We start from the raw sequence: 22752 nt of genomic DNA, 5'->3' as shown, positions 1-22752 counted from the left end.
ACCGTGAGCGAGTAGGAGAGGGTAGTTCACAGAGTGGATTCGATCGGCGGTTTCTGGTTGTAGGTCTGGGCGAAGTGCTCTTTCTGATCCCAGAGGGACTGGAGCGTTTCGAGTTGGTCGATGCCGTTGACGCAGTACCTATCGTCCTCGCGACTTCGCTTAAGAAAGTCCCGACCGGTCTGGAGTGAGTAGTTCTCGGAATTATCGTACGGCGCGTTCACGATCTGGATGTCGGTAAGGTCCGATTCGTGGAAGAACGACAGCACACGGAAGGCAGTCTCTCGCGTGTCGAAAAGCCAGCGGACGTATTCGTACTGGCCGCGAATCCGCATCAACTTCTCGGCGGTCTCGACGAGATCGTCGTGGCTGGTGATGATTTCCCAGCTGGTCCACTCGTTGGCGGTGCCGACATCCGGTCGAGTGTGTCTGCGATTGCCTGGGTACATCACAATATTCTCCCACGGGTGATCTTTGAAGTCTCCTATTGCAGAGATCGGGTGTCCACCAGCAAAGTGACAGAGCTCCACGCCCGTCCGGTGCGTCAGCGTCTCGTCCAAGTACCCGACGAGCCCGCCGTCAGAGCGGATGATTCCTTTGTACTTCTCGATGAACTCCTCGCGGAAGAAATCACCAATCGCCGCCCGACCTTGGCGCGTCGGAGCCCACTTCACGGGCTTGGACAGGATCCACTCAGGGTCCTCACTCCCGCGAACCCAGCCGAGAGATTCTAACTCATCGAACGCGTCTGCGTAGCGGTAGTCCCAAAAATTGTCGCCACAATCGATGAGTGTCTGAAGCTTCGGCGGCTGTGAGGTCGCGATCGAGAGCAACTGCCCATCCCGATGGAACTCAGCGCCGTTGTACCACTCGCCAATCGCGTACAGCAGATCCAGCGCTGACTGGGAAACCGTCCCGTCGTCAATTTGTCTCTGTCCCCTGTTCGGTGTGGTGAGCATAAAAAAGCCGACTCAGAGTTCTGATAAAAGCGTACCGGCGGGTGGTGATCTCAGTTATCTTCGTTTTTTCAGGGCTCAAGACGACTTTCGAGACGGATGGAGAGATCGTCATTATCGCCAGTCGAGTAAGATTTTTGTCTGTTACCGTATTACCGGTAACTACCAGATGTACGAAGTGCTCGACGACACGGCGGCGCAGATTATCCTCGCCATCGAGAGTGGTGACTCCATCCGCCGTGTCGCTCAACACCTCCATACGCCCTACGAGACAGTGAGACAGGCCGTCAATCGGCTGGAAGACGCAGGCTACGTTTCCTATGACGACGGCCTCACTGTCGTCGACGAGCGCGTACGCGACGCAGCGCTCGAGTTCGTCGCTGCCAGCGCCAGCATCAGTCCACCCTCCATCGAAGAGGCCTACGTCATCCCACAGTTCGGTGACTGGCCGTTCGCGTTTGCGCGGATCGACGCCGTCTACGTGTGGACTCAGGGCGGCTACCAGGTCGGTCGCGAGCCCAACGACTATCCGTTGTTCCTAGCCGTCCGTGAGCGGGATGTCGACGCCTGGGGGGCGTTCTTTGAGTCCTTCGACCTTCCCACCGCATTCGAGCGACAGCCCCGAGAGGAGTTGAACGAACCGCTGCAGATCGTCCTTGAACCACGCGCGTCACTCGACATCGAACACGTCGAGGGGTACCCAGTGATCCCAAGAGACGAGACAATCGAGTATATGCGCGAGAACTACGCCCAGTTCCAGTCGGCGCTGGCGATGTTCGATCGGATGTACGAGGACCTCGACCTCGGCGTCACGTATCGAGAGACCGAACGGGCACAGCCATGAGCTTCAATAACCGAAGTGACGCGCTCATCGAACTGCTCGAAGAGCTCACCCAAGAGAGCCACGAGTACGTTCTTGTTGGCGGCTACGCTGTCTCAGCGTTCAACGCTCGCTTCTCCACGGACCTCGATATCGTCGTCGCGCCGGACTCCAAGGCTGACTTCGTCGAGTTCCTCGAACAGCAGGGATTCGAGGAAACGGACAGCCACGCCAAGGAATGGTTCTACGACACCGAGGTAATCGAGTACGAGAAGCGGCTCACGCCGCAGCAGCCGATCGGCTTCGATCTCCTAGTAAACGGACTCGGGTGTCGCCAGACGGAGGCACAGTGGTCATTCGACTACCTGTACGACCACAGCCACCAACAGGAGGTGAGCGGGGGCACAGTGACGACGACGGGCAGAGTCATCGATGGGGCCGTCCTCGTGGCGGCAAAGCTCCACAGTGGCCGAGAAACGGACCTCCGAGACGTCCTGGCAGTGGCTGAAGAGATCGACCTCAACGCTGTCACGCCCCATCTGCGGCGAGGAGACGACAATGCCCTACGGGAGCAACTTGAGCGTGGACTGGATATCTTGGAGAGCGACGAACTCAAGCACGGATTTCGGAGTGACTTCGGGGCCTCAGCTGTCTCAGAAGAAACGGTCACCGCTCTCCAAGAGTATCTGTCTGCACAGATTAACCACCTGAGGTGAAGTGGTCGGGACCTCGTTAGGAGTGGAAGGAATCACGCACGGTGTGTTCGGACCAGGTCTTTGAGTTCTGATTTGCTGAGATGGGTGATCCCCCGCCGGTCACCATCATTGGTGTAGAAAATCGATGCAGTGACCGACCGATCTGGATATTGGTCGGCAACGACGTGGTAGTAAATACTGAGCTGTTTCTCGTACTCGTCTTCGGCGTGGGTCGTGAGGTCAGTTTTGTAGTCGATGATATCAACCCGGTCAGGCGTAATATGGAGCAAGTCGATGATCCCGCCGATCGTCACCTCCTTGTCATCGACAGTCAACGGAAGGAACGCGTCGATCTCAGCTTTCCTCTTGCCGTCAAGTGAGTCTAAGAATTCCTTCACATTCTCCTTATCAGGGTTGTCCCCGGTGTCGACAGCCTCACCGAGCACATACCGCTCTGCGAACTCGTGGACTTCAGAGCCAAACTCTATCCCTCGACCACCGGTGTCTCCTTCGAACACGGCATCGTCGATGAACGTATGCGGGGAGTAGCTTGCTGGCCCATCAGGATCCGGAATGTCAACGGTAAACGGTGAAGACTCGTTGTCTACTGCGCTGAAGGACGACAGATCTGGGTCGACTGTTTCGATATTAACGGGGAGTTCGTCGAGGAACACATTTGGATTCTCACCGCCGGTTAGAATGACGTGGCTCTCAGCACGCGTAATAGCCACGTAGAGCAGTCGGCGTTCCTCATCGTAGTTCTGGGAGAGACACTTATTGAGAACGTCTGTCTGCCAGTTGTCGTAGACGTGTGGGACATCGTGAGCCTCCTCAGAGTACACCTTTCTCTGTCGGAGTCCGATTGGGTCTGTGTACGCGATATCGCTCCCGCTGCCACCGGTTGATGGGAACTTGTTCGTGTTCATATTCGCGAGGATGACAATCGGATATTCGAGCCCTTTCGTTGCGTGGATCGTCTGAACAGTCACCGCATTCGTTCCCGCACCAGCGTCGACCTCATGGGTGCTGCCCTCTTCGATCGCGGCTTCGATAAACTGGATGAGTTCTCCACGAGTGAACGTTGTCGTCCCGTGGACCGACTGAATAGTGTCAAGGACAACGTCCGCGGTTGGACCACTCCGGTCGTACCGATCGAACACGCGACGGGCGACACCCCCGAATGTCTCCATCTCCCGAAGGTTTTCACGGAAGGTAACCATCGCTTCAGGGTACGCCCCGCGATCGGTGATCGCTTTCACCTCGTCGATTGTGTATCCGGCCTCTTCTAAGACGAGTGCCCAACCACGGTCGGCGTCACGTTCGAGGATGCGGAGCCACGCTAACAGCAATTTCGCAGCATCGGTTCGGAAGACTTCGATCCCTCCCTCGTAGGCCATCGGCAGGTTGTATTCGCTTGCCGTGTCGAGTAGGTCCCGGCCGAAATCGCGAGTCCGGGTCAAAACGGCGATATCACCGTACGTCGGCGCGCGGTACTCGCCATCGTCACCCTCAACGGCGTAGTCATCATTGTCGACGATGTCGTCGATTTTCGCGAGAATCGCCTCGTGTTCATCCTCACTCGTGAGCGCCTCGATACGGCTCTCGTCATGGTCTGTGTCCGCCTTCAACCGTGTGACCGCCTCGGAGATTGCCTCAACATCGAGTAACTCACTGTTCGTCGCACGAGCCGTCAGCGCCTGTGTCGAGAACCTTAGGATAGATTGGGTCGACCGGTAGTTCCGTGTCAGTTGTTTGCTGGCAGCTGTCGTCGTCGGGAATGTGACGCGATCTGCGTCCCGATTCAGCTCTTCGGCGAACCGGTCGAGTCGCTCGTCGAACTCGCGGATGTTGTCGACGTCGGCGTATTGGAAGCTGTAGATGCTTTGCTTCCAGTCACCGACCACACAGATATTCTCTGTGCCGGCCAGAAGAAGCATGAGTTTGAACTGGATCTCACTGGAGTCCTGGAACTCGTCGACCATCACATACTCGTAGCCCAGTCGTTCTCGAAGATCGTGGTCTTCACACAGAAGGACGAACGCAAACAGCTGAAGGAACCCGAAGTTCAGGTAGTTCCGTCGAAGCGCAAACTCAAGGTAGGCGTGATACACATCGTGAACGAACTGCTTGAGTGCTGTTCGATCGTCCTCGAAAACGCGTCCAGCGACATCCGCTGGAATCTGTTTGGCGTTCCCGCGAAGCTCCCATCTCTCAGGTGCCTCTGGGAGGTAGGTTTTCTCTTTCCCATATTTGCTGAGCTTCGACCGGAGCTTCGACTGCTTGCTGCCACCGTTTCGAGGTTGATTTATATCGGCGAACAGCGTCTCAAACGCCGCAAAGTCACCGTCGAGGTGTGATTCACCGTCGCGGTACCAGCCGGTTTTGGTGGGAAAGACACCCTTCGCAGAAAGCTCTTTGATGAGATCGAGCAGTTCTGTCGTTTCTGAGATCGCTGTGAAGAACTCGTTGTACTCAGGGTGCGAGTCGATGAACTGGCCGATAAACTCTCGAAACAGCGCCTGTTCGATGATATCGTCTTCGATGATCCGCGTCGAGCCGGTGATCGTCTCCTCCACGCCGAGATATGTCGGAGCATCATGGCCGTGTTCGTCGAGGATATCGTGTGCCAACGAGTGGAACGTCTGGATCGGGGCGTTCGAGAGCTCCCGCATACCGTACTCGGTGTTCCGCACAATCCGGTCGCGCATCTCCTCAGCTGCGTTGTTCGTGAACGTTACCAACAGGACATCAGACGGATCGATCCCGTCCTGATCGACGATGTTCGCATACCGCCGGGTGACAGTGAAGGTCTTCCCGGTGCCAGCACCAGCGTCGACGATGTACAGGCCGTCGGTTGACTCAATGAGGTCGCGTTGCTCCGGGTTTGGTGTAACGTCGCTCATTGGTCACCCTCCAAGAGCAAATCACGATTATCCACCCGCCGGTAATTCGGCTCGCCAGCAAGTCCCTCAATGGGAAACGGCTCGTCACCTGTACGACGTCGGTTGAGCTCTGTCAGTCGCTCCTCAACAAACGACTCAAACGCATCCAGGTCAGGTTCAAAGAACGCACCCTTCTGTTGCCGAGCGATTTCCCGCATAACCTGTTTGCTCCCCGTCTTTACGTACTTGTACTCTCCAATCTCTGCCTCGAGTCGTTTAATCATCGTCCGGCCGAACTCTGACTCGATGAGTTCGTCGCTGTCAGTTGTCTCAACGAGTGGTGTGGCATCGAAGAGAGCAGCGTACGTCTGATAGTCGATCTTCGAGAGAATTTTCTGGCACTTGTTCGCCCCCTCCTCACGAAGGTACTCGAAGAACTCCTCTGTTCGGACGTGATCTGTGAGAGATCCGGGATAGTATGTCACTGTCGTCAGCGCGTCGTCGATATCGACGTCACCGGCGATGGCGTCGTCGACGAGTTCAGTGACGTAAAAGAACGTGAACGAGAGCTGTTGAGCGGGCGTTTGTGAGCGCCAGTAGGTGAGATATAGCAATGCTTGGAAATCCGGTTCGTCGGATGGTTCGTCGATCGCGGCGTCTTGGACAATTGAATTGGCGTCGTTCTCACTCCCGCTTTTGTAATCCAGCAGCTCGGTTTGCGACTGGACAAGGTCGATCATTCCGTTGATACCAAGATCCTCATCAACAAACCGGCGTTCAGTTACCGGCGACTCGATATCGTACCCGAAGTAGTCGGCAATAGCGTTCTCAGTACTGCTAGAGGGTGTAAGGAACGCTCCGTCTTTCGAGGGGTTGTCGTCGAGGTACGAGACGATTGTTTCGAGGCTAACACGGTACTCAGTGCGGCGAGTCTGTTCATCAACGGAGCGGATCAGCGGACGGACTTCATCAAGCATGAGGTCAACGACTTCTGTCAGCGCCGCGTCGTCGACGACCGCAGGATGGGTGACGTAGAACTCCGCAAAGTCATGGAACAGGTTGCCTTCAGTGAGATACTCTTTCTCTGGGCCGTCGACGATCCGGCTGAAGTAGTAATCTCGCGGTGAGTTCACGTAGGTGTTGAGACTCGACTTACTGATCGTCTCGACTGGTTCAGGAGACACGTCAACTGACTCTGTGTTGAATACAGCCCCATCATGTGGTTCAGATCGGAGTTGATGGGTGGTAGACGGCAGTTCTGAGAAACGATCGTATTCTCGTTCAAGGAGCTCTTCGAAGTACAGACACGGGGTAACCGGCGATCCGCCGGTTGCATCCTGAACGAGATAGTGTTGCTGGCTCCCGCTCTGTAACAGCAACTGGAAGCTCTTGAGATTCCGCGTGAACTGAGCTTCCTGATCAACCCACGGACGACGCGGTGCCGAATGTGTCCACCGGTCATCGAGGCCTAGATAGAAGACGACCTCACGGCCGACGAATGATGCCGACTTCGCGTCAGCGAGCAGGACGCCTTCGTTATCCCGGTCAACAGGTACCTCATACGTCTGTAGATAGAACGACAGCTCGTCGAGGCGCGCCTCCGTAACGGGCTCGTCGGCGATGCCAAGCTCATTTAGCTCCGCTCGAAAGGCATCAAGCGTGTCGTCGGCACGGTGTTCGAACGCCGAGAGCGCGTCCGAAAACGTGTACTCCTGAATCTCGTGACAGAAGTCGATCAGCCACGAAAGGTCACCATCATCGAGTTCGTGGAGCCGCTTGTCCGCCTCACGGTCGGTAACATCGCAGTCAAAAGCTGTCAGCAGCGATCGAATCTCGCTGATTCGAGTGTCAGTTCCACGGTGAGCAGTCCGGAGGAGATGAAGGAACAAGCGGTGTTCGCTGCGATCAGTAAAGCCTGGTCCGCCGAAAAATGGGATGTCGGCTGCCTCGAGGGCGGACTCAATGAGTGGTGAGTACTCGCTTTCCTGATCGAGGACAATCCCGACGTTTTCGGCGTTTGTCTCGGTGACCCCATTCACCACCGTTTCGATGATCGCTGTCGGTGAATCATGGATGCGAAACGGCGACAGCTCAAACTCTGTGTCGGCAAAGAGACTGACCGTATCGTACTCAGTAGGCAGATACGCTCGTTCGAGTTGGGTAAGCATCTTCGGCTCGACGACGACCACATCGAGATCTGACTCGATAGTGTCGTTTGTGAGCTTCATCGATGCCGTTTCAAGATCACCGATTCGCTCAACTGCGCGTTCGGTAGCCTCGTCGATGTAGGCGTCGTACTCGAAGATAGCCTCGTGGGATCCTTGGTGTTCCCAACACTGGAGGATATTCCCGACTGCGTAGGCGCACCGTTTCCACGAAATATCTTCATTTGTGATCATGCCGAGGAACGCGAGTCGGTCCTCAGATTCTTGCCGGCGACCGACCGCAAGGCGACGTGGGGGTATAGCAAACGGACCGAGGTGTGACCGATCAAGCTGGCGGTTGAGGGCACTCGCGAGCGGTCCATCTGGAGTAATCACTCGGTCGTACGATTTGACTTCGTCGTAGAGTTGACGTGATGATTTTGCGCGGGTAAATGGCACAACACGTGGAGTCGTCGGTATCGGTTAAATCTTTGTTAGGATACTATATTCTGATTATCAGCGATTCTTAAGAGCTGTTTCTACATCCTCCACCGCCTCAAGTATTTCTTCGCGAAACTGATGAAATCTTTCTAATGAATCTAACTGAGGAGTATAATGAGACTTAAATTAGTGATTGGGCTCTACCTCAACACGAGTCGCACATTTGCAGTAGACTCCCCAGTCACCTTGTTTGATCCAACTATCACAGTCGGTACAGTAGAGTATCTCGTATGCCTTTTTAAACACCTCTCTCTGGTGGGCTAGCTCTTCTCCGGTATAGAATGACGCCTCTGGCTCGTTATGGTGGATGTTAGAATTGAGAAATTGGAGGTGACGCTGTCGATCTCGAAGGGTATCGGTGAGGCGATCTATTTCGGCATCGATCTCATCCTGAGTCCAGTCGGTTCTCTGTGTGATTTGACCATCTTCTAAGCGACTTCGGTAGGTGGTAATCGCTTTTCCAAAGATGAATCCTGGATTCAGATCATCTTCGATCAGATCATGATATGGGACTTCTGCTTCTAGGTGCTGACATGATTTTCGCGAAAACCATTCGACTGTCTTTCTGATCCATGCTGCTGCAGCTGGTACATCGTCTTCGTCGATATGATGCTGAATGCGCTCCCAGGGATTGCTGATGTCTCCAACCGGGAGAGGGCCTGCTTCTAACGAACACTTAGAGAAACGGACCTGCTTGTTAAAGGATTGCGTTTGGGTAAGATGTCTATCCCACGTTTTATCATGTGTAGTGATCAAAACTTGATACTTGTCTGATATTTCATCCGATAAAAAGGATGCAATGTCAGAACGGTGGCCCGAATCAATCGACATTACGACATCATCCAAAAGCAGAATATCCATCGCTTCACCCCCAACATGGGATATTGCTAGAAACAGGGCTAATCCCATGCTATCACGGTGCCCCTCACTATGGATTGCGTCGGGATCATGTGTGCCCTCTTCGTGGAATGTGGCTTCAAAACGGACACCAGTGTCCGTAGGTTCGATAAGGGCATTGAAATCTTCTGCTTCTGAATCAGAGTGCAGCTGTGAATAGTAATCCTCAAATTTATCACGAATCTCGTTAAAAACAGTCTCTAATACCCGCTCACGGGCATCCAAGAAGTTTTGGTAAACCAGTTCCGCGACTTCCTTTCGGCGTTTTGCTACTGTATAACTAGCCTCTTTTTTAATTACAGTTTCGTAACGGTCGTCTGCTCGGGATAGGAACTCAATATCTTGTTGTCCGGTAGTAGATCCACTTGAGGCTGACTTCGATTGTAACTGGTTTACAGCTTTAGTTAGTCTGTCAGGGAATAGTTGTGGCATTGAGTACTCCGCACCTTCTGGTGTTTCTGGTACCCCAGACATGGATCCAGTCTGTAAGTCTGACTCCCACTCTTCAATGTCGGAAATGACCTTGTTGAAAGTTGTCGCCTCTTCGGGATGTTCATCGTCGATATCAGCCACAAGCTGCTCTAACAAACTTTGAAACCTCGTGAGAGATGTACTTAGTTCGGACTTTTTTGATGTGATGCTATCTCGGAGTGATTGAAGACCTTGGATACGTTGATGCCGGTCTTCGAGATGTGACTGTAAGTCGTCACTGTCCCACTCTTTCAAACATAGTGGACACTGATTTTCGTATTCCTCAATCAGGTCTTTCCCACGTGAAATGAGGTCAACTGTATCAAGATCACGCTTAGCATGCTCTTGTTCTTCAACGTTTTTGACATCTCTTCGCAAGTCCTTTTCAATATCAAACAGTTCTGAGGAGCGGTGGTGAATCCAATCGTCAATGTCTGCTAGAACTTCCTGAGTACCAGGCTGAAGAAGAGCCGGTGTTGTTACTTTTTCTATAGATAGTCCTTTTGTCAGATCTTCGTCTAGTGAGTCAACCGTGTCCACTTGCTGGTTCTTCCTGTGTTCGTTAACGATCTCAAGCGCTCTCTCTAACGTGGACACTTCACCATTGAATAACTGGAAAAATCTTTTTTCAGCATCTTTACTATCCTCTTTACGTGTAGTAACTATATCTTGATAGTTCTTGTATGTAGTCTTTAGTGCGGTTCGCTTGTCATCGATATCCTGAATTTGAAATAGTTCGTTTAGTTTATCGCCACGTTCTCCTTCCGGTATTGAAATGAACTGTAAGAGCCTATCCCTTGTTAAAATCGAATAACCAAGAGATGCGATGTCCATCTGTTGCTGTAACCATCCCGGTGGCTGATCTTTGTCACTTGGCTCTATTACATTTAGTTGGTCAGGATCTCCCACTGAGCGTTCAACACGTACTTGGCCTTCTCCGGATTCCTCGACAGTTGCACGAACAACTGCCTCATCTGGATCTGCCAAGATGTGGGAAGCATGCTTTCGGAAAGATACCCGCTGCTTACCACGCCCCCGAAGTTGGTCTATATCGCCGGTCAAAAGGAATTCAATGGCTTGAATGACTGAACTCTTCCCAGAACCATTTGGACCTAGAATTCTAACATTTTGACCATTTATGTCCTCATCGCTCCACTTCGTAATCCCTCGAAAATTCTCTACCTCAATACTCTGAATCTGCATCTGAAACCTCCTCATCGATCACGTCTTTGATTTCAGCACTCTCCGTGAGTTCACCCGCTAGCTCCAACTCATTTAATCTGTCAGCAACCGCGTCTGGAACCGAATCCTCATCCGAGATTTTCTCAGAAAACGATGCTTGAATTTCTTGCTCCAAATCTCGACCTCCATCTACCATAGATTATGATATAAAAAACATAATTAAATAACTTGGCAATAGGAGATCGTTGATATACTATAGATCACCACTAATGTTACAGGTCAGTATAGCAGGGGAATGAGTTCTCTCACTTGTATCTGATTTAAATAGGAAGAAGATCACGTGCCTCAAAGAATTTATTGAGAGCTGTATTGGCTACAGAGCGCTGCTCTAATTCAGAAATAGGCTCCTTGGTGGCAGCAAGCAATTCAGATACACCCTCCTCTCGAAGTCGGAATAATTCTTCATCGCTCTTCCGTAGGAGATTGTTGATACGGTCACGGTATTTTCACAAGTAGCCACAACCACCGATCTGAACGTCTCTCTAAGCCGAATAGAGTTCACCCGGGATAGACCGAAATCGCAAGACAGCAAGCTATCAACAATGTCCTACACAAGAGCGTTCGAGTGAGCTACCGTCCACTACTGTGGTCGTCGCCTTCGAGCGCGTTCCGAAGCCCGTCCGGGAGTAGGGAAAACGGCTTCTCCGCGTGAAAGGCGACGTTCTCGTAGGCCTGCTCGACATGTTTTCGCTTCGAGTCTGCACACTCCTCGGCGAGCGTGTCCAGTTCGTCCATCATGGACCAGAGTTCGTCCTCGGCTTCAAGCATCTCGGCGGTCAGCGCCAGTTCCTTGGTCGCCTTGGCGGCCGCGCGTCGCACGCGGCCGTCGTCGTCGCGGAGCGCGTCCGCGTAGAGGTCCCGCAATCGTTCGCGGTGGGTCGCGATTTCCTCGAGCGTCCACTCACCCGGTAACGCCTCGTCGGTGAGGTCCGCACCGACCGTTCGATAGGCCAAGCGCGGATACAGACTGGCCGCAAAGCGAATCACGGACTGTCGCTGGTATCCATCGTCGGCCTCGTAGAGGTCGAGACACATATCGAAACACTCGTCGAACAGGGCGGCTCGTTCCTCGAGTTCGGTGTTTTCGATTTCGTCGATCGCCCGATTCACGCGCTCGGTGTCGCCCGAGGAGAGTGCGTCAGCGAACGCCTCGTGAGTGTGATCCATAAGCGTTGTTGGTTGGATGGCGGCGTAATTCCTCGGGTCGGCCTTCGAGAGGATATCCGTTCCTCACCCGGCGGTGTCGTCGACGTAGTCTTCACGCCACCAGACGGTCCGGCCCGCAGGCGACCTGACCGCAGTCGCCGTGAACACCCCGATGGAGAACGTTTCCGCTACGGCCGTATCCGATCCATGTAGATGGGTAGCGAGATAGCGCAGTAATTCTGGGATCGCTTCGTCACTCCACCTTCTCCCGGAGCACGAGCAGGGCGTATGTCCGATCCTCGTCGAGTGACCAGATCGTGGCTGTGGCGAGTCTGGCGTTGACGTGATCGTCGGCGACCACGTCCGGATGTGTGTGGTGTCGATGTGCCAGAGTGTCGCTTCTTCGGACTGAAAGAGCGGAAGCGGATCGAGGTGCTCAGACTGGAGATGTTCGAGCGTCAGTTCCATATACGGTTTGTACGGTTGGCAGAGATCTAATCTGTTCAGCACGGGGAATTCTAAAGGAGAGCTACCGCGAACGAACAGCTATGGTCGACTACATCGTGGAAATCAAAGACTCGGTCTTTCGCGAGACACCACTCGCGGAGGCGAATTTCGATGAGGATGGTCGACTCGCCTTCGACTTGAAAGCGGACGCAGAGGAGTGGGTAACTGAACAGAACCGAGAACACACGAGCAGGGGGCAACTCACGCTACACACCGCTCATCCGACCGACACGTCGGATGTCGACGCCTACGCCGTCTTCCAGCCGGTGAAAGGCGTCTGGGTTCCAGATTCGTAGGCACACAGCCACCCAACCGCCCACCACAATTACTACGGGTTTAATCCGTAGATACCATACGAGCGATGGTTGATCCCGACCCGACACTCACGGAGGCAGCAGTCCGGGATCTGGCACGTCCCCAGTCATACGACCGGGGGGGAAACTACTACGCCGAGGGTGCCGTCGTCAAGCTCGTCCGGCGCGGTGAGACGATCCGAGCGGCGGTTGAAGGCAGCCAGTACGAGCCCTACCAGGTGCGGATCGATCTCGACGAAACTGGGGTCGTTGACACGGCGTGTTCCTGTCCGTACGATCACGGTGGGATTTGCAAGCACCGTGTCGCCGTTCTCCTGACGTACGTCCGCGATTCCGATGGGATCGACCAGCGACCGCCTATCTCCGAACTGATCGCGGATGCCGAGCCCGAGATCCTCCGTGACGTTCTCACCAGCCTCATTGAGAGTCGCCCGGAGCTGGCATCCCAGATCGAATCCGAACTCGAAACAGCCGAGTCAGAAGACGAGACGGAGAATGGCGAACACGGTCGAACTCCGGACATCAATCGCGAATCGATCCGCCAGCAGGTACAGAACATTCTCGGACCGACTAAGGGGCGAAGCGCTCACGCCTACGACCCGTACGAGGCAGCCGAAACCGACGTCGAGAAGTTGCGAGGCCTTCTCGATCAGGCACGCACAGCCGTCGAGGCTGGCGACGGCGAGACGGCACTGGACATCCTCGAACCGCTGGCCAACGAACTCATGGACGAAGAGTGGCTCGCGCTCTCGTACGACGATTCGAACGCGATCTTCGAGTTCTTCGACGAGGTCGACCGAGTGCTGGCCGAGGCGCTGCTCACCGCCGACCTCTCGGAGGTCGAGCGTACCGATTGGAAGGATCGCCTCTGGACGTGGGTACAGGAGATGGGAGGCTATACACACCATCCGCCGTACAGTGCCGCGCTCGAAGCCGCCCAACGGGGCTGGGATTTCGAACCGGTTCAGCGAGCGATGCAGGGCGATATCGGCTATGCCGACCTCTGGGGAGGGGATCCACCGTGGTACGCCGAGGACTTCATCAGGGCTCACCTCAACGTCCTCAAGCGCCAAGGTCGCAACGAGGAGTACCTGGATCTGGCGGAGGCTGCGGATCTGATCGATGACTACGTAACCAAGCTCGTGGAGGAAGGACGGATCGACGAGGCGATCGAATACGGCCGGCACAACTTGTCCTCCCCGAACGAAGCACTCACACTAGCCCAGACGCTGCGAAACCATGATCGGCCCCGAGCAGCACTGGAGGTGGCCCAACGCGGATTGACACTAGACGGCAGCGAGAAAGCTGAGCTGGCCGAGTGGCTCCGCGATCGAGCCGCCAGCCTCGACGAACCGGAGGTGGCCTTGGAGGCGGCTATCGCCGCATTCGAAGCCTCGCCGACGCTTGCGGCCTACCAAGCGGCAGAGGAACTCGCCGGTGAGGAGTGGATGACTATTCGCGAAGAGTTGGTGACATCGCTTCGGAACAAGGACACGACGCAGCGAGTTGCGCGACGGCACGTCGAAATCTTCCTGTACGCAGAGCAGTACGAGGCGGCTATCGATATCGCGGATCGATTTTCGGACTACAAGGTCGTGGAGCCGGTCGTCGAGGAAGTCTGGGATGAGCACCCAGACTGGACGATCGACGCCTGTAAGGAACAAGCCAAGCCAATCATCGAGGAGGGACAGTCCCAACGGTACCGACACGCCGTCCAGTGGCTGGAAACTGCCGGAAAGGCCGCCCGAGTTGTCGGTGAACTCGATGAGTGGTGTGTCTACGTCGAAGATCTCCGAGACGAACATTACCGGAAATACAAGCTCCGCCCGATGCTCGAGGAACTGTTGGAGGGCTTCACTGAGTAGTCGAAACCAGGTGAGGATAATGGATAGGACTACCAAAGACCGCGTTCTCACCGTGCTGGACGAGTGTGACATCGACCTGCCTGAAGATGGGCTGACACTGGGAAAGATCAGAGAGCGGGCTTTCAGATTCCAGTTCGAAGCAGATGACATGCTCTCGTTACAGATCGAGCGTCATCCGACGGTGTACCTTTCGGACATGGGTGTGCCGGGTGTCGATGCCTCACCAGCTCGGTTTCACGTGGTGACGGAGTATCAACTGGATTTGAACGACGAGACGTGGCATATCGAAGAACTTTCTTCGACCTTCGAGTACGAACCATGGCTGGTACTCGAAGCCGAGCTTGGAGCCGGAGGGCCCCACGAGATGATTCAGAAGGGGATCGAGGACGTCAGGGCTGCAGACGATCCAGAAGACACATTCGAGGACGTGTTCGGGTCGTGGATAGATCACTGGGAAGAGAAGTTCGACGAACTCGACGGCAGGAACGTTCCCGAGGAGGACAAAGAAGCGATCCTCGATCTCCTAGTCGGCGAGCTGAAAGAGCGGGCAAAACTCGATTGATCGGTGGCTGCTGTTCGTCCCGACATGCAGCTTCGTGCGACACGCTTTGTTGATTCCGATCGTAGGATACAGACATGCAAACCGAGACGTGGATCGAGCGGTTACTCATCGATCAACTCACTACCCACGACAGACGATACAAACACGATTACGCTGGCGTCGAAAAGACGACTGACGACCTCGTTGTAGCCTGTACGCAACTCGACGCAATCACGACAGAAGGTGGATCCGAAGAGCCGCCACTCGAAGAGCTTCTCTCGATGGATTCGGAGTTCGGACCTGAAGTCGAAACCGCGCTTCAAACACTGCAAGAACGGGGATTAGTCGAGTGTGTCGGAGAACGCGAGCGATCTGGGCCGTCGTTCGAATCAGGGGACTATGGCACGACAACCCTCTGGAAACCGACCGTCGAGGGGAGGGCCGAAGCGAGAGCGATCCGCGAGGCATATTCTGACGAGGTGGAAACACTCGCGGACTCGCACGGTGAGGAGTTCGAGGAGTTCCGCGAAGAGATCGTCTCGGTCGCCAGAACGTATGGAATCCTTCCGAGTGATGTCGAATAACAGACTACCAAAACCATGACCGATTCAGAGACGGAGATACTGGAGCGATTTGTTATCGAAGTCAGTCAGATAGGGACTGTCGACCATATCGTCGACCTGAAAGCAGAACCAGTCGGCAGGTCGACCTATTCCCCTCGTCAGGAGTTGCCCGGCGAGAAGCTGTGTGATCGGAGTACGCGCTCACCCGCGAGTGAATACATCGATTTACCGCGATATGCTGACTGGAAAGGTCTCGACAAGACGGCATTCGAGAGCGATGCGCCAGATGAGATCTGTTCGTATTGCTGGGCTGCAACACTCGATGAGATCGACCAGCTGAGACAGGATGCAAGCATGGAGGTAGAATCTCGTATCGGCACCACCGGCTACCGTCTTCGCTGGAAGCAGAAGGGTCGCGCTCGCGAGGAGTGGTACGATATCGTCGTTCGGCCGGAAACGACGATAGCAGAACTCGATCGGCTCGTGTGTCGATTCAGTACGCTCGATGATCTTCATCTCCGGATGTACGGCCTCGAAGACGAGTATCTGGACTCGTCACTCAACGTTCTCCCGGACCACCAGTATGAGAAGATCGACGACCCCTCGTACACGAACGCGAGTGGCGTGACGATCGGAGACATCGCTGAACGTGCGACGCTCCGAGAAGGGGATCGGCTCAGCATGGTCTACGACTTCGGAACGCCGTCACAGTACTACTGCATCGTCAAGGAGGTCTACGATCCAGACGAGATCGACGACCTGCTGGCAGAATCCGACACAATCGCCGGGACAGATACCGCCGCCATCATTGACGAAAAACGACTGTAGGCGGGACAACCACCCGCTACTCGTCCATATCGGGATACTGGGACGGTGCGTCCCCCTGTTCGTCGACGACCACGGGGCTACTGTCCAACGATGCGTTGCGAGTATCCTGGAGTTCGATGTAGTGTTCCCAGTTGTCACCCATGTCGAACGTGTAGGAGAGCGCTCCCAGCTCTTCCGGATTTAACTCGTCGATCGTGGTGTCGGCGGCGTTACCTTCCGGCGGCGGATTCGACTGGAGCTCGCGAAACCGCGCTTTGGCGTCTTCGGAGGCGTCGTCGGGCACGGCTTGATCGATGAAGCGGTCGATCTCCGCGTCGTCCATCGCTCGCCAGCTCGGGCCGCCGTCGTAGAGCTGTGGGTGGACGTAGCTCCGGAGCGCGATGCCGTCCTCGTTGCGCGTGATGAACTCGTAGGCGTGGCTGTCCCAACGCTCGAACGCCTCGAAGATCGCCTCGTGGAATTCGGCTAGTGTATGTGACCCGTCGACTTCGATATCCCGCCAGACCTCCTCGTCGGGTTCGAGCTCCAGTGGCGGATTCGGGAGCAACCATACACGAAACACGTAGCTCGTCATACGTGTATCTTCCATAGGCGGGAGTGTCAGTTTTCCTCACGACAATAGCGTGGTTCCTCGATCAGTTGACTACAGTACCGTTCATTCACAAAAGATCCCAGCGTCATCTACGATTTTTAGAATATCGGTAACGCAAAATGCTAAACAGTCGCCCCTATCGATTTGTTGTGTGAGCGACCACCACAGTCTGTAGACCCACCTCTATCGACTTGTTCCTGTCACCGATAAAACTGAGTCATCGATAACACCCTCGCCCCTATCGACTTGTTCGGTGAACACCCTACTGATTGAGCTGTGCATTCACGACGGTGCGGAGTTCGTCATTGTGGACGTCGTCTAGCCGCGAATCTTCTCGGAGCGTCTCGATGATAGTCTCCGGATTCTCACCAAACGTGAACTCGAGGTAGCTACCCGAGTGTGGTCCCTGACTCTTCCGCTCTGTCTCGACCAACGAATACGTCGTGAGTTCTTTCATCTTATTCACGTACGTCTCCTGGTGGTACTGATCCGAATCTAGGGTACCTGTCAAGTACTGATACACCCGGTATCCAATCGGGCTCCTTGCTGCACCAGTTCCATCCTCACGGGCCACAGCTGCAGTCGCGAACAGACAGAGCTTCTTCTGCGTACTAATCCCACGTGTCACCTCCAACACGCGGTTCTTCTCAACCTTATCTTGGGCTTGTCGAACGTGTTCCTCCCGGACTTTGTCTGCACCTGTTTTTTCCGCAATCGACCCAGCTGTTCGCATCAGGTCGATCGCCTTCCGTGCGTCTCCATTGGTTTGGGCAGCGAATGCAGCTGCAAGCGGGATGACGTCACCGCTGAGTGTATCCTCGTGGAAGGCGTCCTCCCGAGCCCGGAGAATTTCCCGGAGCTGGTCGGCGTCGTAGTCACTAAAGTGAACGTCCTCAGGGGTAAAGGAACTGAGAGCGCGACTTCCCACACTCTCCATCATCTTCGTGTCGTTAGTGATGGCAGTGACAGAGACTTGGGCAGTAATCTCGTCGGTGCTTCCAGCACGAGAGAGCTGATAGAGAAGGCGCGAAAAAGCGGGCTCGTCTTTATCTCGACGACCGACGAGCATATCGAGTTCATCGAGAATAAATACAACTGTATCGTAGTGGTCGTTGATCAGACGGTAGAGTTCGCGCCATTTTTTCTTGTTTGGAACTCCATGTTCCGGGACATCGACAGTTGTTCCGATGTCGTTCGCCACCTTTCGGGAAAGTTCGTAGACAGCTGCGCCGAGGGTTCCCACGTTCTGGCAGTTCATCTGGATGACGCCGAACCGGATATCACGGCTTTCGCAGAGTTCGACGATGTTCTGACAGACAGCGTTGATGATAAGAGATTTCCCGGTTCCAGAAGGACCATAGAGGAGAAGATTCGGCGGTCGCTCGTTACTTATTGCGACGCGAAGGTGCTGAGTAATATCGGTGAGCTGTGTGTCACGACCGACGATACGTTCTTCGTCGACGATCTCGTTCGGCTCAAGGAGCGACCGGTTCTTGATGAGACTCGCGGCTTCTTCCTGCTCGAGAATGAGATCTTTGATAGAACCCGTGGACTCGGAGGTTCCCTCGGGACCAGGATCCGTGGGCATATTGGGACCCACTCTACCAAAATACTAAAAGATTCCCCTGTCGATTTCTTTTCTGCCGGTATGACCGTCAAATCCACGGTATTAGAGGTTTACGCTGTTCCTCTCCGTAACCTCCGACGATTTGTTAGGGGTTATCGTCTCAACCGATTCAAAAGAATACCCACACACCCTCTCACCCCTATCGATTTGTTCCAGCCTCCAAGGAAGGGAGGGGTGACAGAATTCCAGATTGGACTAACGTCTCATCTACGTCACGATTTGGGGCAAAATTGAGAGTCTCTTCCACCTTCTCTTTTTCTTCTTTCTAGTTCTAGCTACTAGCTAGATAGAAGAACACACGTCTATCGATTTGTTCTAATCACTCTTCGTCGCTATATTCACCTCCTAATAGGATATTAAATAAGAAGTCAAGAAACCAAGCGACGAAGACCAGGATCGGAGTTCTTGTACACTGTGGTGAGTGATGTCTTGTTGCTCCTTTTATTTCTTCGACTAACTACTCTACACCCACTCCTATCGATTTGTTCAACCCCCTTTCTACACACCAATTATAACAGAATCGAATTTATAAAGATGGATTTAGCCGAAGGATATTATTCTGATTAACCATATCCACCTTGGCTCCCCCGTGATTGACCCACCTCACCACTCTTTCTCGTTAGAACAAATCGATAGGGGTGGGTGTGTGGTCCTAGGGACACGGTCGTGGTGAATCCCCCGACTACGTGTAGGAGTGGTCCTATGCTCAATTTTGATCAGCAATGGAAACCTCCCACTAGGGCGTGGAAAGAACTTCTCTCCACTAATTCAATACCGATCTCCTATGGGTAACTCCTCGCGAAACAAATCGATAGAGGTGACCCTCTATATACAGGTGGTTTTGTTGAACAAGTCGACAGAGGGGTGCGTCTAGTGGTAAAATATCTTGAATCCGTGGACCCAGTCGTATCTTCCTGTTATATTTCACCTCCGTCACCACAACCAAAAAGTGACTATAACCACCCAATGACGAATCCATCGATAATCTCTGTCAACAACCTCAGACATTTATCATCGCGCTCTCTCACTACGAATATGTCGTTTCGGGTCAGCTGGCACAATCTCCTTGAGCGGTTAGATGACCTCCCGGAAGGAGCGACGCTCCGGACACCACTCTCGAACGACCGGTTTCAGATAACTGGCGTCCAGGAACACCGTGTCATCATCAGATTCTCAGATAGCGGTGAGTCGCGACCGCTTCAAAAAGACCAGTTCGAGACACTATATCGACGTGTCTCCGACTCTACCGATGGGTTCGACCTTGATCGACTCCCACCCGATGCGGATCCATACCCGACGGTATTGAGTCTCCATCCACGATTCGAGGTGAACGACGACCGAGGTGTGATCATCGAGACTGAAGCACCAACCACCTCATTGTTACTGGACGAGGGCCCGTCCTCTGAGCCTGCTTCCGACGAACGGACAGAACCTGATCTCGATGTCTACGCGGATGCGCTGTTGCTCGTCGACGCGCTGGAACGCCACGAGGTTACAGCGCTCGAAGGGGTCGAGACAGGGACACTCATCGACCTGTATACCTTGCTCTCGGACGTTCAACGGAACGCCAACGACCTCCGCAAGGAGATCGCGGACACGCTCTTAGACCGACTCCACCACGACCGACCGGTCTCGGGATCGTACGGCTCGGTCCAGCGGACGGCTCGGACGAACCGCTCGCTCAAAGATGACGAGGAGGTGCTGGACACGCTCGAATCAGCCGGGATCGACCGTGATCGGGTGGTGAGCGTTGATCGCGGGAAGGTTGACGACGCCCTCGAGGTGACTGATGTCGCTGAACGCGACGTCTACGAGATTGAAGAAACCGAGTACGTTCGGAAAGCCGAGGTGGACGAAGACCGCAAGGAGACGCGACTCCAAGGGCTGAAAGACCAACTTGCGGCGAGCGATGCTGACGACGCCGACCAGCTCCGCGATGAAGTCGAAGAGCTCGAATCGCGGATCGAGGAACTGACCGAATTCAAGTCTGGACAGTCGTACCACACACGCTCGAATGCCGACCGATAAGTCCGTCTGGCGACGTGACGGGGTGAGACACGTTACGGTCGACGTCGGCCCAAACGTGGGTGTTTCTCAACGCTCGACGCGAGTCCCTTGAGGCTCTCCAGCACAGGTAGTTTATCTGTCTGATGTGAGAATCGTTGGTATGGGTGACCCGGATTCTCCAACCGTCTCGGTATCTCTCTCTAGTCCCACGGATATTCCAGCAGTCCTGAATCGAGCTGGCATCGATCACGTGAGTGTCCATGATCACCGACTCCTTGCTATCTATCACACGGCAATTCTCAACGTGACGACTGATCCGCATCAGATATCGGATACACAAACACTCGAGGTCGAATGCTGGGAGGATCCAATTCCATCTCGTGCTGATGGAAAGTCGTCACAAGATATTCTTCAGGACTTCACCGACGTGTTCGACTCTGCCGGGGACTATTGAGGGATTCACTCCGGTGGATCGACCTGATCAGCACAGCAATCACGGCCAATCTCATAACGAGTGTTAGCGACAGAAAGAACGATTATAATGGATACACGTTAGCTGTTGGAATATGAGTGCGTCACAGGGTGAAGCCGATCTCTCGGAGGACGAACGTGCGGGTCTTGAACTGGTCCGTGAGACAGGTGGGATTCACCAGAGCGACTTTTGGAAAGAGCTGGGTGTCTCTTCGCGGAAAGGAAGCCGACTAGTCGAAGGGCTTGAGAGTGCCGAGCTGATCCAGCGTGAGGAAACGGTGTACGAAGGTCAGCGGACCTACTATCTCGAACCAACGGCATCTGATCGTGATTTTTCACTGCTGATGGCGGGTGACATGCTCTCGCCATTCATCGGTGAGGAAGAGGTCGATCCGCAGGCAGACGCCTTCTCCCAATGGCTGATGAACCTCGCGTACGAGGAAGAGTGACTCTGTTCTCAAGGGCTTCTGACGGCTCTTAGTCACCAACTCTCAATTGTTGAGGGTTTCATCAACGGCTTGGAGACCGATTCCGAGTTCTTCAAACCGGCGTCAGATTATCCAGTAGTATGGACAAAGATGACTCTCACAGCGACGTCGTTCCTGGGAGTGATGAGGAACCTGACACGCCGGATGTTCGTGGCTACGACTTTCGTGGAGAATTTGATTTTGACGAGATGCTCGACGCCTATGGGACAACGGGGTTCCAGGCGACGCAGCTCGCAGAGGCAATCGACATCGCCGAACGTATGCAGGAGGCGGACGCCACTGTCTACCTCACGTTCACGTCAAACATCATCTCGTCGGGGCTGCGCGAGACCGTCGCGTATCTCGTTCGAGAGGGGTATGTGGACGTAGTTATTACGACGTCTGGATCGCTGACCGAGGACGTGATCAAGACGGCAAAGCCATTCAAGATGGGAAAATGGGACGCAGACGAGGCATCGCTCCGTGAGCGTGGGATCAATCGGCTCGGGAATCTCTTCGTTCCTTCTGACCGGTATGTGTGGTTGGAAGAGTATCTGTATGATTTCTTTGAGGACTTTTTCGCAGAGGAGAAAGTGAGAACACCAACGTCGTTCGCACGCGAGTTAGGTGAAACTCTTGAGGATGAGGATTCGGTTCTGAAGCAGGCCGCGGACAACGACGTACCGGTGTACTGTCCAGCGTTGACGGACTCCGAGGTCGGGAACTTCCTCTACTATTACCGTCAAGGGTACGATTCAGAAGTGGGTATTGAGATTTTGGACGACTATGACTCGCTAATTGAAGATGGGCTGCTGGCGGACTCGACGGGGCTCATCGCGGTGGGGGGTGGAGTACCGAAACACCATGCAATCATGACGAACCTCTTTCGAGGAGGAGCGGATTACGTGGTGTATATTTCAACGGGGATGGAGGGTGATGGGTCATTATCGGGTGCACCGCCGAACGAGGCTGTTTCTTGGGGGAAGATCAAAGAAAACCAGACGAACTACACACAAGTGGAAGCAGAGGCTACACTTGTCTTCCCACTGCTTGTGGCGAAAGCGTTCAAACAATAACCTCTCACACGCCCGTTGCGGGTCTGATATGATATCGAGTGGCGGGGATTAGCGCAATAATCACGACCAGAAGCGGGTTACTGTGCGTTGTCTCTCCCTACCCACCACGAATTTAAATAGCCCTTCCACAAACCAACAAGAGA

Annotated in this window: 18 protein-coding genes; 10 read left to right on the top strand and 8 right to left on the bottom strand. The window is 54.2% G+C overall.

Annotation, left to right across the window (positions count from 1 at the left end):
* Positions 1–26 precede the first annotated feature (26 nt).
* Complete coding sequence (locus tag EDM04_RS14510) at positions 27–956, bottom strand: hypothetical protein (protein WP_123623320.1); 930 nt, start codon at positions 954–956, stop codon at positions 27–29.
* Positions 957–1122: 166 nt separating this feature from the next.
* Here EDM04_RS14510 and EDM04_RS14505 point away from each other — a divergent pair, with 166 nt between their 5' ends.
* Complete coding sequence (locus EDM04_RS14505) at positions 1123–1797, top strand: helix-turn-helix domain-containing protein (protein WP_123623318.1); 675 nt, start codon at positions 1123–1125, stop codon at positions 1795–1797.
* Positions 1794–2489 (top strand): nucleotidyltransferase family protein, encoded by a 696-nt coding sequence (locus EDM04_RS14500; protein WP_123623316.1) that lies wholly within the window; start codon positions 1794–1796, stop codon positions 2487–2489. The genes EDM04_RS14505 and EDM04_RS14500 overlap by 4 nt, the downstream gene beginning before the upstream one ends.
* 32 nt (positions 2490–2521) lie before the next feature.
* Here the strand turns inward: EDM04_RS14500 and EDM04_RS14495 are convergent, their stop codons facing one another.
* The 5 genes from EDM04_RS14495 to EDM04_RS14475 form a co-directional block, all read right to left on the bottom strand.
* Positions 2522–5371: an exodeoxyribonuclease V subunit beta gene (locus EDM04_RS14495; RefSeq protein ID WP_123623314.1), complete on the bottom strand. Its 2850-nt coding sequence runs from the start codon at positions 5369–5371 to the stop codon at positions 2522–2524.
* Positions 5368–7953 (bottom strand): PD-(D/E)XK nuclease family protein, encoded by a 2586-nt coding sequence (locus EDM04_RS14490; RefSeq protein ID WP_123623312.1) that lies wholly within the window; start codon positions 7951–7953, stop codon positions 5368–5370. The genes EDM04_RS14495 and EDM04_RS14490 overlap by 4 nt, the downstream gene beginning before the upstream one ends.
* 168 nt (positions 7954–8121) lie before the next feature.
* Complete coding sequence (locus tag EDM04_RS14485) at positions 8122–10566, bottom strand: AAA family ATPase (RefSeq protein WP_164471145.1); 2445 nt, start codon at positions 10564–10566, stop codon at positions 8122–8124.
* Positions 10547–10741, bottom strand: a complete 195-nt coding sequence (locus tag EDM04_RS14480; RefSeq protein WP_123623308.1) for a hypothetical protein — start codon at positions 10739–10741, stop codon at positions 10547–10549. Before EDM04_RS14480 ends, EDM04_RS14485 begins: the two co-directional genes overlap by 20 nt.
* A gap of 434 nt (positions 10742–11175) precedes the next feature.
* Positions 11176–11772: a hypothetical protein gene (locus tag EDM04_RS14475; protein ID WP_050033710.1), complete on the bottom strand. Its 597-nt coding sequence runs from the start codon at positions 11770–11772 to the stop codon at positions 11176–11178.
* A 527-nt stretch (positions 11773–12299) separates the two neighbouring features.
* On the opposite strand from EDM04_RS14475, the gene EDM04_RS14465 reads away from it, so the two are divergent.
* From EDM04_RS14465 to EDM04_RS14445, 5 genes are all read left to right on the top strand, one after another.
* A complete protein-coding gene (locus EDM04_RS14465; protein WP_050033709.1) occupies positions 12300–12554 on the top strand; it encodes a hypothetical protein in 255 nt (84 codons plus the stop codon).
* Between the two features lie 65 nt (positions 12555–12619).
* Entirely contained in the window at positions 12620–14437 is a 1818-nt protein-coding gene (locus EDM04_RS14460; protein WP_123623306.1) for an SWIM zinc finger domain-containing protein, read from the top strand.
* A 19-nt stretch (positions 14438–14456) separates the two neighbouring features.
* Positions 14457–14999: a hypothetical protein gene (locus EDM04_RS14455; RefSeq protein ID WP_050033708.1), complete on the top strand. Its 543-nt coding sequence runs from the start codon at positions 14457–14459 to the stop codon at positions 14997–14999.
* A gap of 74 nt (positions 15000–15073) precedes the next feature.
* On the top strand, positions 15074–15562 hold the full coding sequence (locus tag EDM04_RS14450; RefSeq protein ID WP_050033707.1) for a hypothetical protein: 489 nt from the start codon (positions 15074–15076) through the stop codon (positions 15560–15562).
* 15 nt (positions 15563–15577) lie between these two features.
* Positions 15578–16369, top strand: a complete 792-nt coding sequence (locus EDM04_RS14445) for a hypothetical protein (RefSeq protein WP_050033706.1) — start codon at positions 15578–15580, stop codon at positions 16367–16369.
* Between the two features lie 16 nt (positions 16370–16385).
* Here the strand turns inward: EDM04_RS14445 and EDM04_RS14440 are convergent, their stop codons facing one another.
* Together EDM04_RS14440 and EDM04_RS14435 are read right to left on the bottom strand one after the other, a co-directional pair.
* Complete coding sequence (locus EDM04_RS14440; RefSeq protein ID WP_050033715.1) at positions 16386–16943, bottom strand: hypothetical protein; 558 nt, start codon at positions 16941–16943, stop codon at positions 16386–16388.
* A gap of 280 nt (positions 16944–17223) precedes the next feature.
* Complete coding sequence (locus EDM04_RS14435; RefSeq protein ID WP_050033705.1) at positions 17224–18549, bottom strand: orc1/cdc6 family replication initiation protein; 1326 nt, start codon at positions 18547–18549, stop codon at positions 17224–17226.
* 1074 nt (positions 18550–19623) lie between these two features.
* On the opposite strand from EDM04_RS14435, the gene EDM04_RS14430 reads away from it, so the two are divergent.
* The 3 genes from EDM04_RS14430 to EDM04_RS14420 all read left to right on the top strand — a co-directional run bounded on the left by EDM04_RS14430 (position 19624) and on the right by EDM04_RS14420 (position 22609).
* Positions 19624–20616, top strand: coding sequence for a hypothetical protein (locus EDM04_RS14430; protein ID WP_123623364.1), 993 nt, complete (start codon positions 19624–19626; stop codon positions 20614–20616).
* Positions 20617–21161: 545 nt separating this feature from the next.
* Positions 21162–21515, top strand: a complete 354-nt coding sequence (locus EDM04_RS14425) for a MarR family transcriptional regulator (protein ID WP_123623305.1) — start codon at positions 21162–21164, stop codon at positions 21513–21515.
* Positions 21516–21634: 119 nt separating this feature from the next.
* The gene (locus EDM04_RS14420; protein WP_007997362.1) at positions 21635–22609 is read left to right on the top strand and encodes a deoxyhypusine synthase; all 975 of its coding nucleotides are present in this window, start codon (positions 21635–21637) and stop codon (positions 22607–22609) included.
* The last annotated feature ends 143 nt before the right edge of the window (positions 22610–22752 follow it).

The organism is Halorubrum sp. CSM-61 (assembly GCF_003781945.1).
Taxonomy (GTDB): domain Archaea; phylum Halobacteriota; class Halobacteria; order Halobacteriales; family Haloferacaceae; genus Halorubrum.
This window is presented reverse-complemented; position numbering and strand designations above follow the sequence as displayed.

What these genes read in the sequence shown, in the direction of transcription:
- EDM04_RS14475 (WP_050033710.1), bottom strand. Translation starts at nt 11,772, where the DNA reads ATGGATCACACTCACGAGGCGTTCGCTGACGCACTCTCCTCGGGCGAC.
- EDM04_RS14430 (WP_123623364.1), top strand. Translation starts at nt 19,624, where the DNA reads ATGTCGTTTCGGGTCAGCTGGCACAATCTCCTTGAGCGGTTAGATGAC.
- EDM04_RS14460 (WP_123623306.1), top strand. Translation starts at nt 12,620, where the DNA reads ATGGTTGATCCCGACCCGACACTCACGGAGGCAGCAGTCCGGGATCTG.
- EDM04_RS14450 (WP_050033707.1), top strand. Translation starts at nt 15,074, where the DNA reads ATGCAAACCGAGACGTGGATCGAGCGGTTACTCATCGATCAACTCACT.
- EDM04_RS14485 (WP_164471145.1), bottom strand. Translation starts at nt 10,566, where the DNA reads ATGCAGATTCAGAGTATTGAGGTAGAGAATTTTCGAGGGATTACGAAG.
- EDM04_RS14510 (WP_123623320.1), bottom strand. Translation starts at nt 956, where the DNA reads ATGCTCACCACACCGAACAGGGGACAGAGACAAATTGACGACGGGACG.
- EDM04_RS14465 (WP_050033709.1), top strand. Translation starts at nt 12,300, where the DNA reads ATGGTCGACTACATCGTGGAAATCAAAGACTCGGTCTTTCGCGAGACA.
- EDM04_RS14505 (WP_123623318.1), top strand. Translation starts at nt 1,123, where the DNA reads ATGTACGAAGTGCTCGACGACACGGCGGCGCAGATTATCCTCGCCATC.
- EDM04_RS14420 (WP_007997362.1), top strand. Translation starts at nt 21,635, where the DNA reads ATGGACAAAGATGACTCTCACAGCGACGTCGTTCCTGGGAGTGATGAG.
- EDM04_RS14425 (WP_123623305.1), top strand. Translation starts at nt 21,162, where the DNA reads ATGAGTGCGTCACAGGGTGAAGCCGATCTCTCGGAGGACGAACGTGCG.
- EDM04_RS14455 (WP_050033708.1), top strand. Translation starts at nt 14,457, where the DNA reads ATGGATAGGACTACCAAAGACCGCGTTCTCACCGTGCTGGACGAGTGT.
- EDM04_RS14495 (WP_123623314.1), bottom strand. Translation starts at nt 5,371, where the DNA reads ATGAGCGACGTTACACCAAACCCGGAGCAACGCGACCTCATTGAGTCA.
- EDM04_RS14435 (WP_050033705.1), bottom strand. Translation starts at nt 18,549, where the DNA reads ATGCCCACGGATCCTGGTCCCGAGGGAACCTCCGAGTCCACGGGTTCT.
- EDM04_RS14500 (WP_123623316.1), top strand. Translation starts at nt 1,794, where the DNA reads ATGAGCTTCAATAACCGAAGTGACGCGCTCATCGAACTGCTCGAAGAG.
- EDM04_RS14445 (WP_050033706.1), top strand. Translation starts at nt 15,578, where the DNA reads ATGACCGATTCAGAGACGGAGATACTGGAGCGATTTGTTATCGAAGTC.
- EDM04_RS14480 (WP_123623308.1), bottom strand. Translation starts at nt 10,741, where the DNA reads ATGGTAGATGGAGGTCGAGATTTGGAGCAAGAAATTCAAGCATCGTTT.
- EDM04_RS14440 (WP_050033715.1), bottom strand. Translation starts at nt 16,943, where the DNA reads ATGACGAGCTACGTGTTTCGTGTATGGTTGCTCCCGAATCCGCCACTG.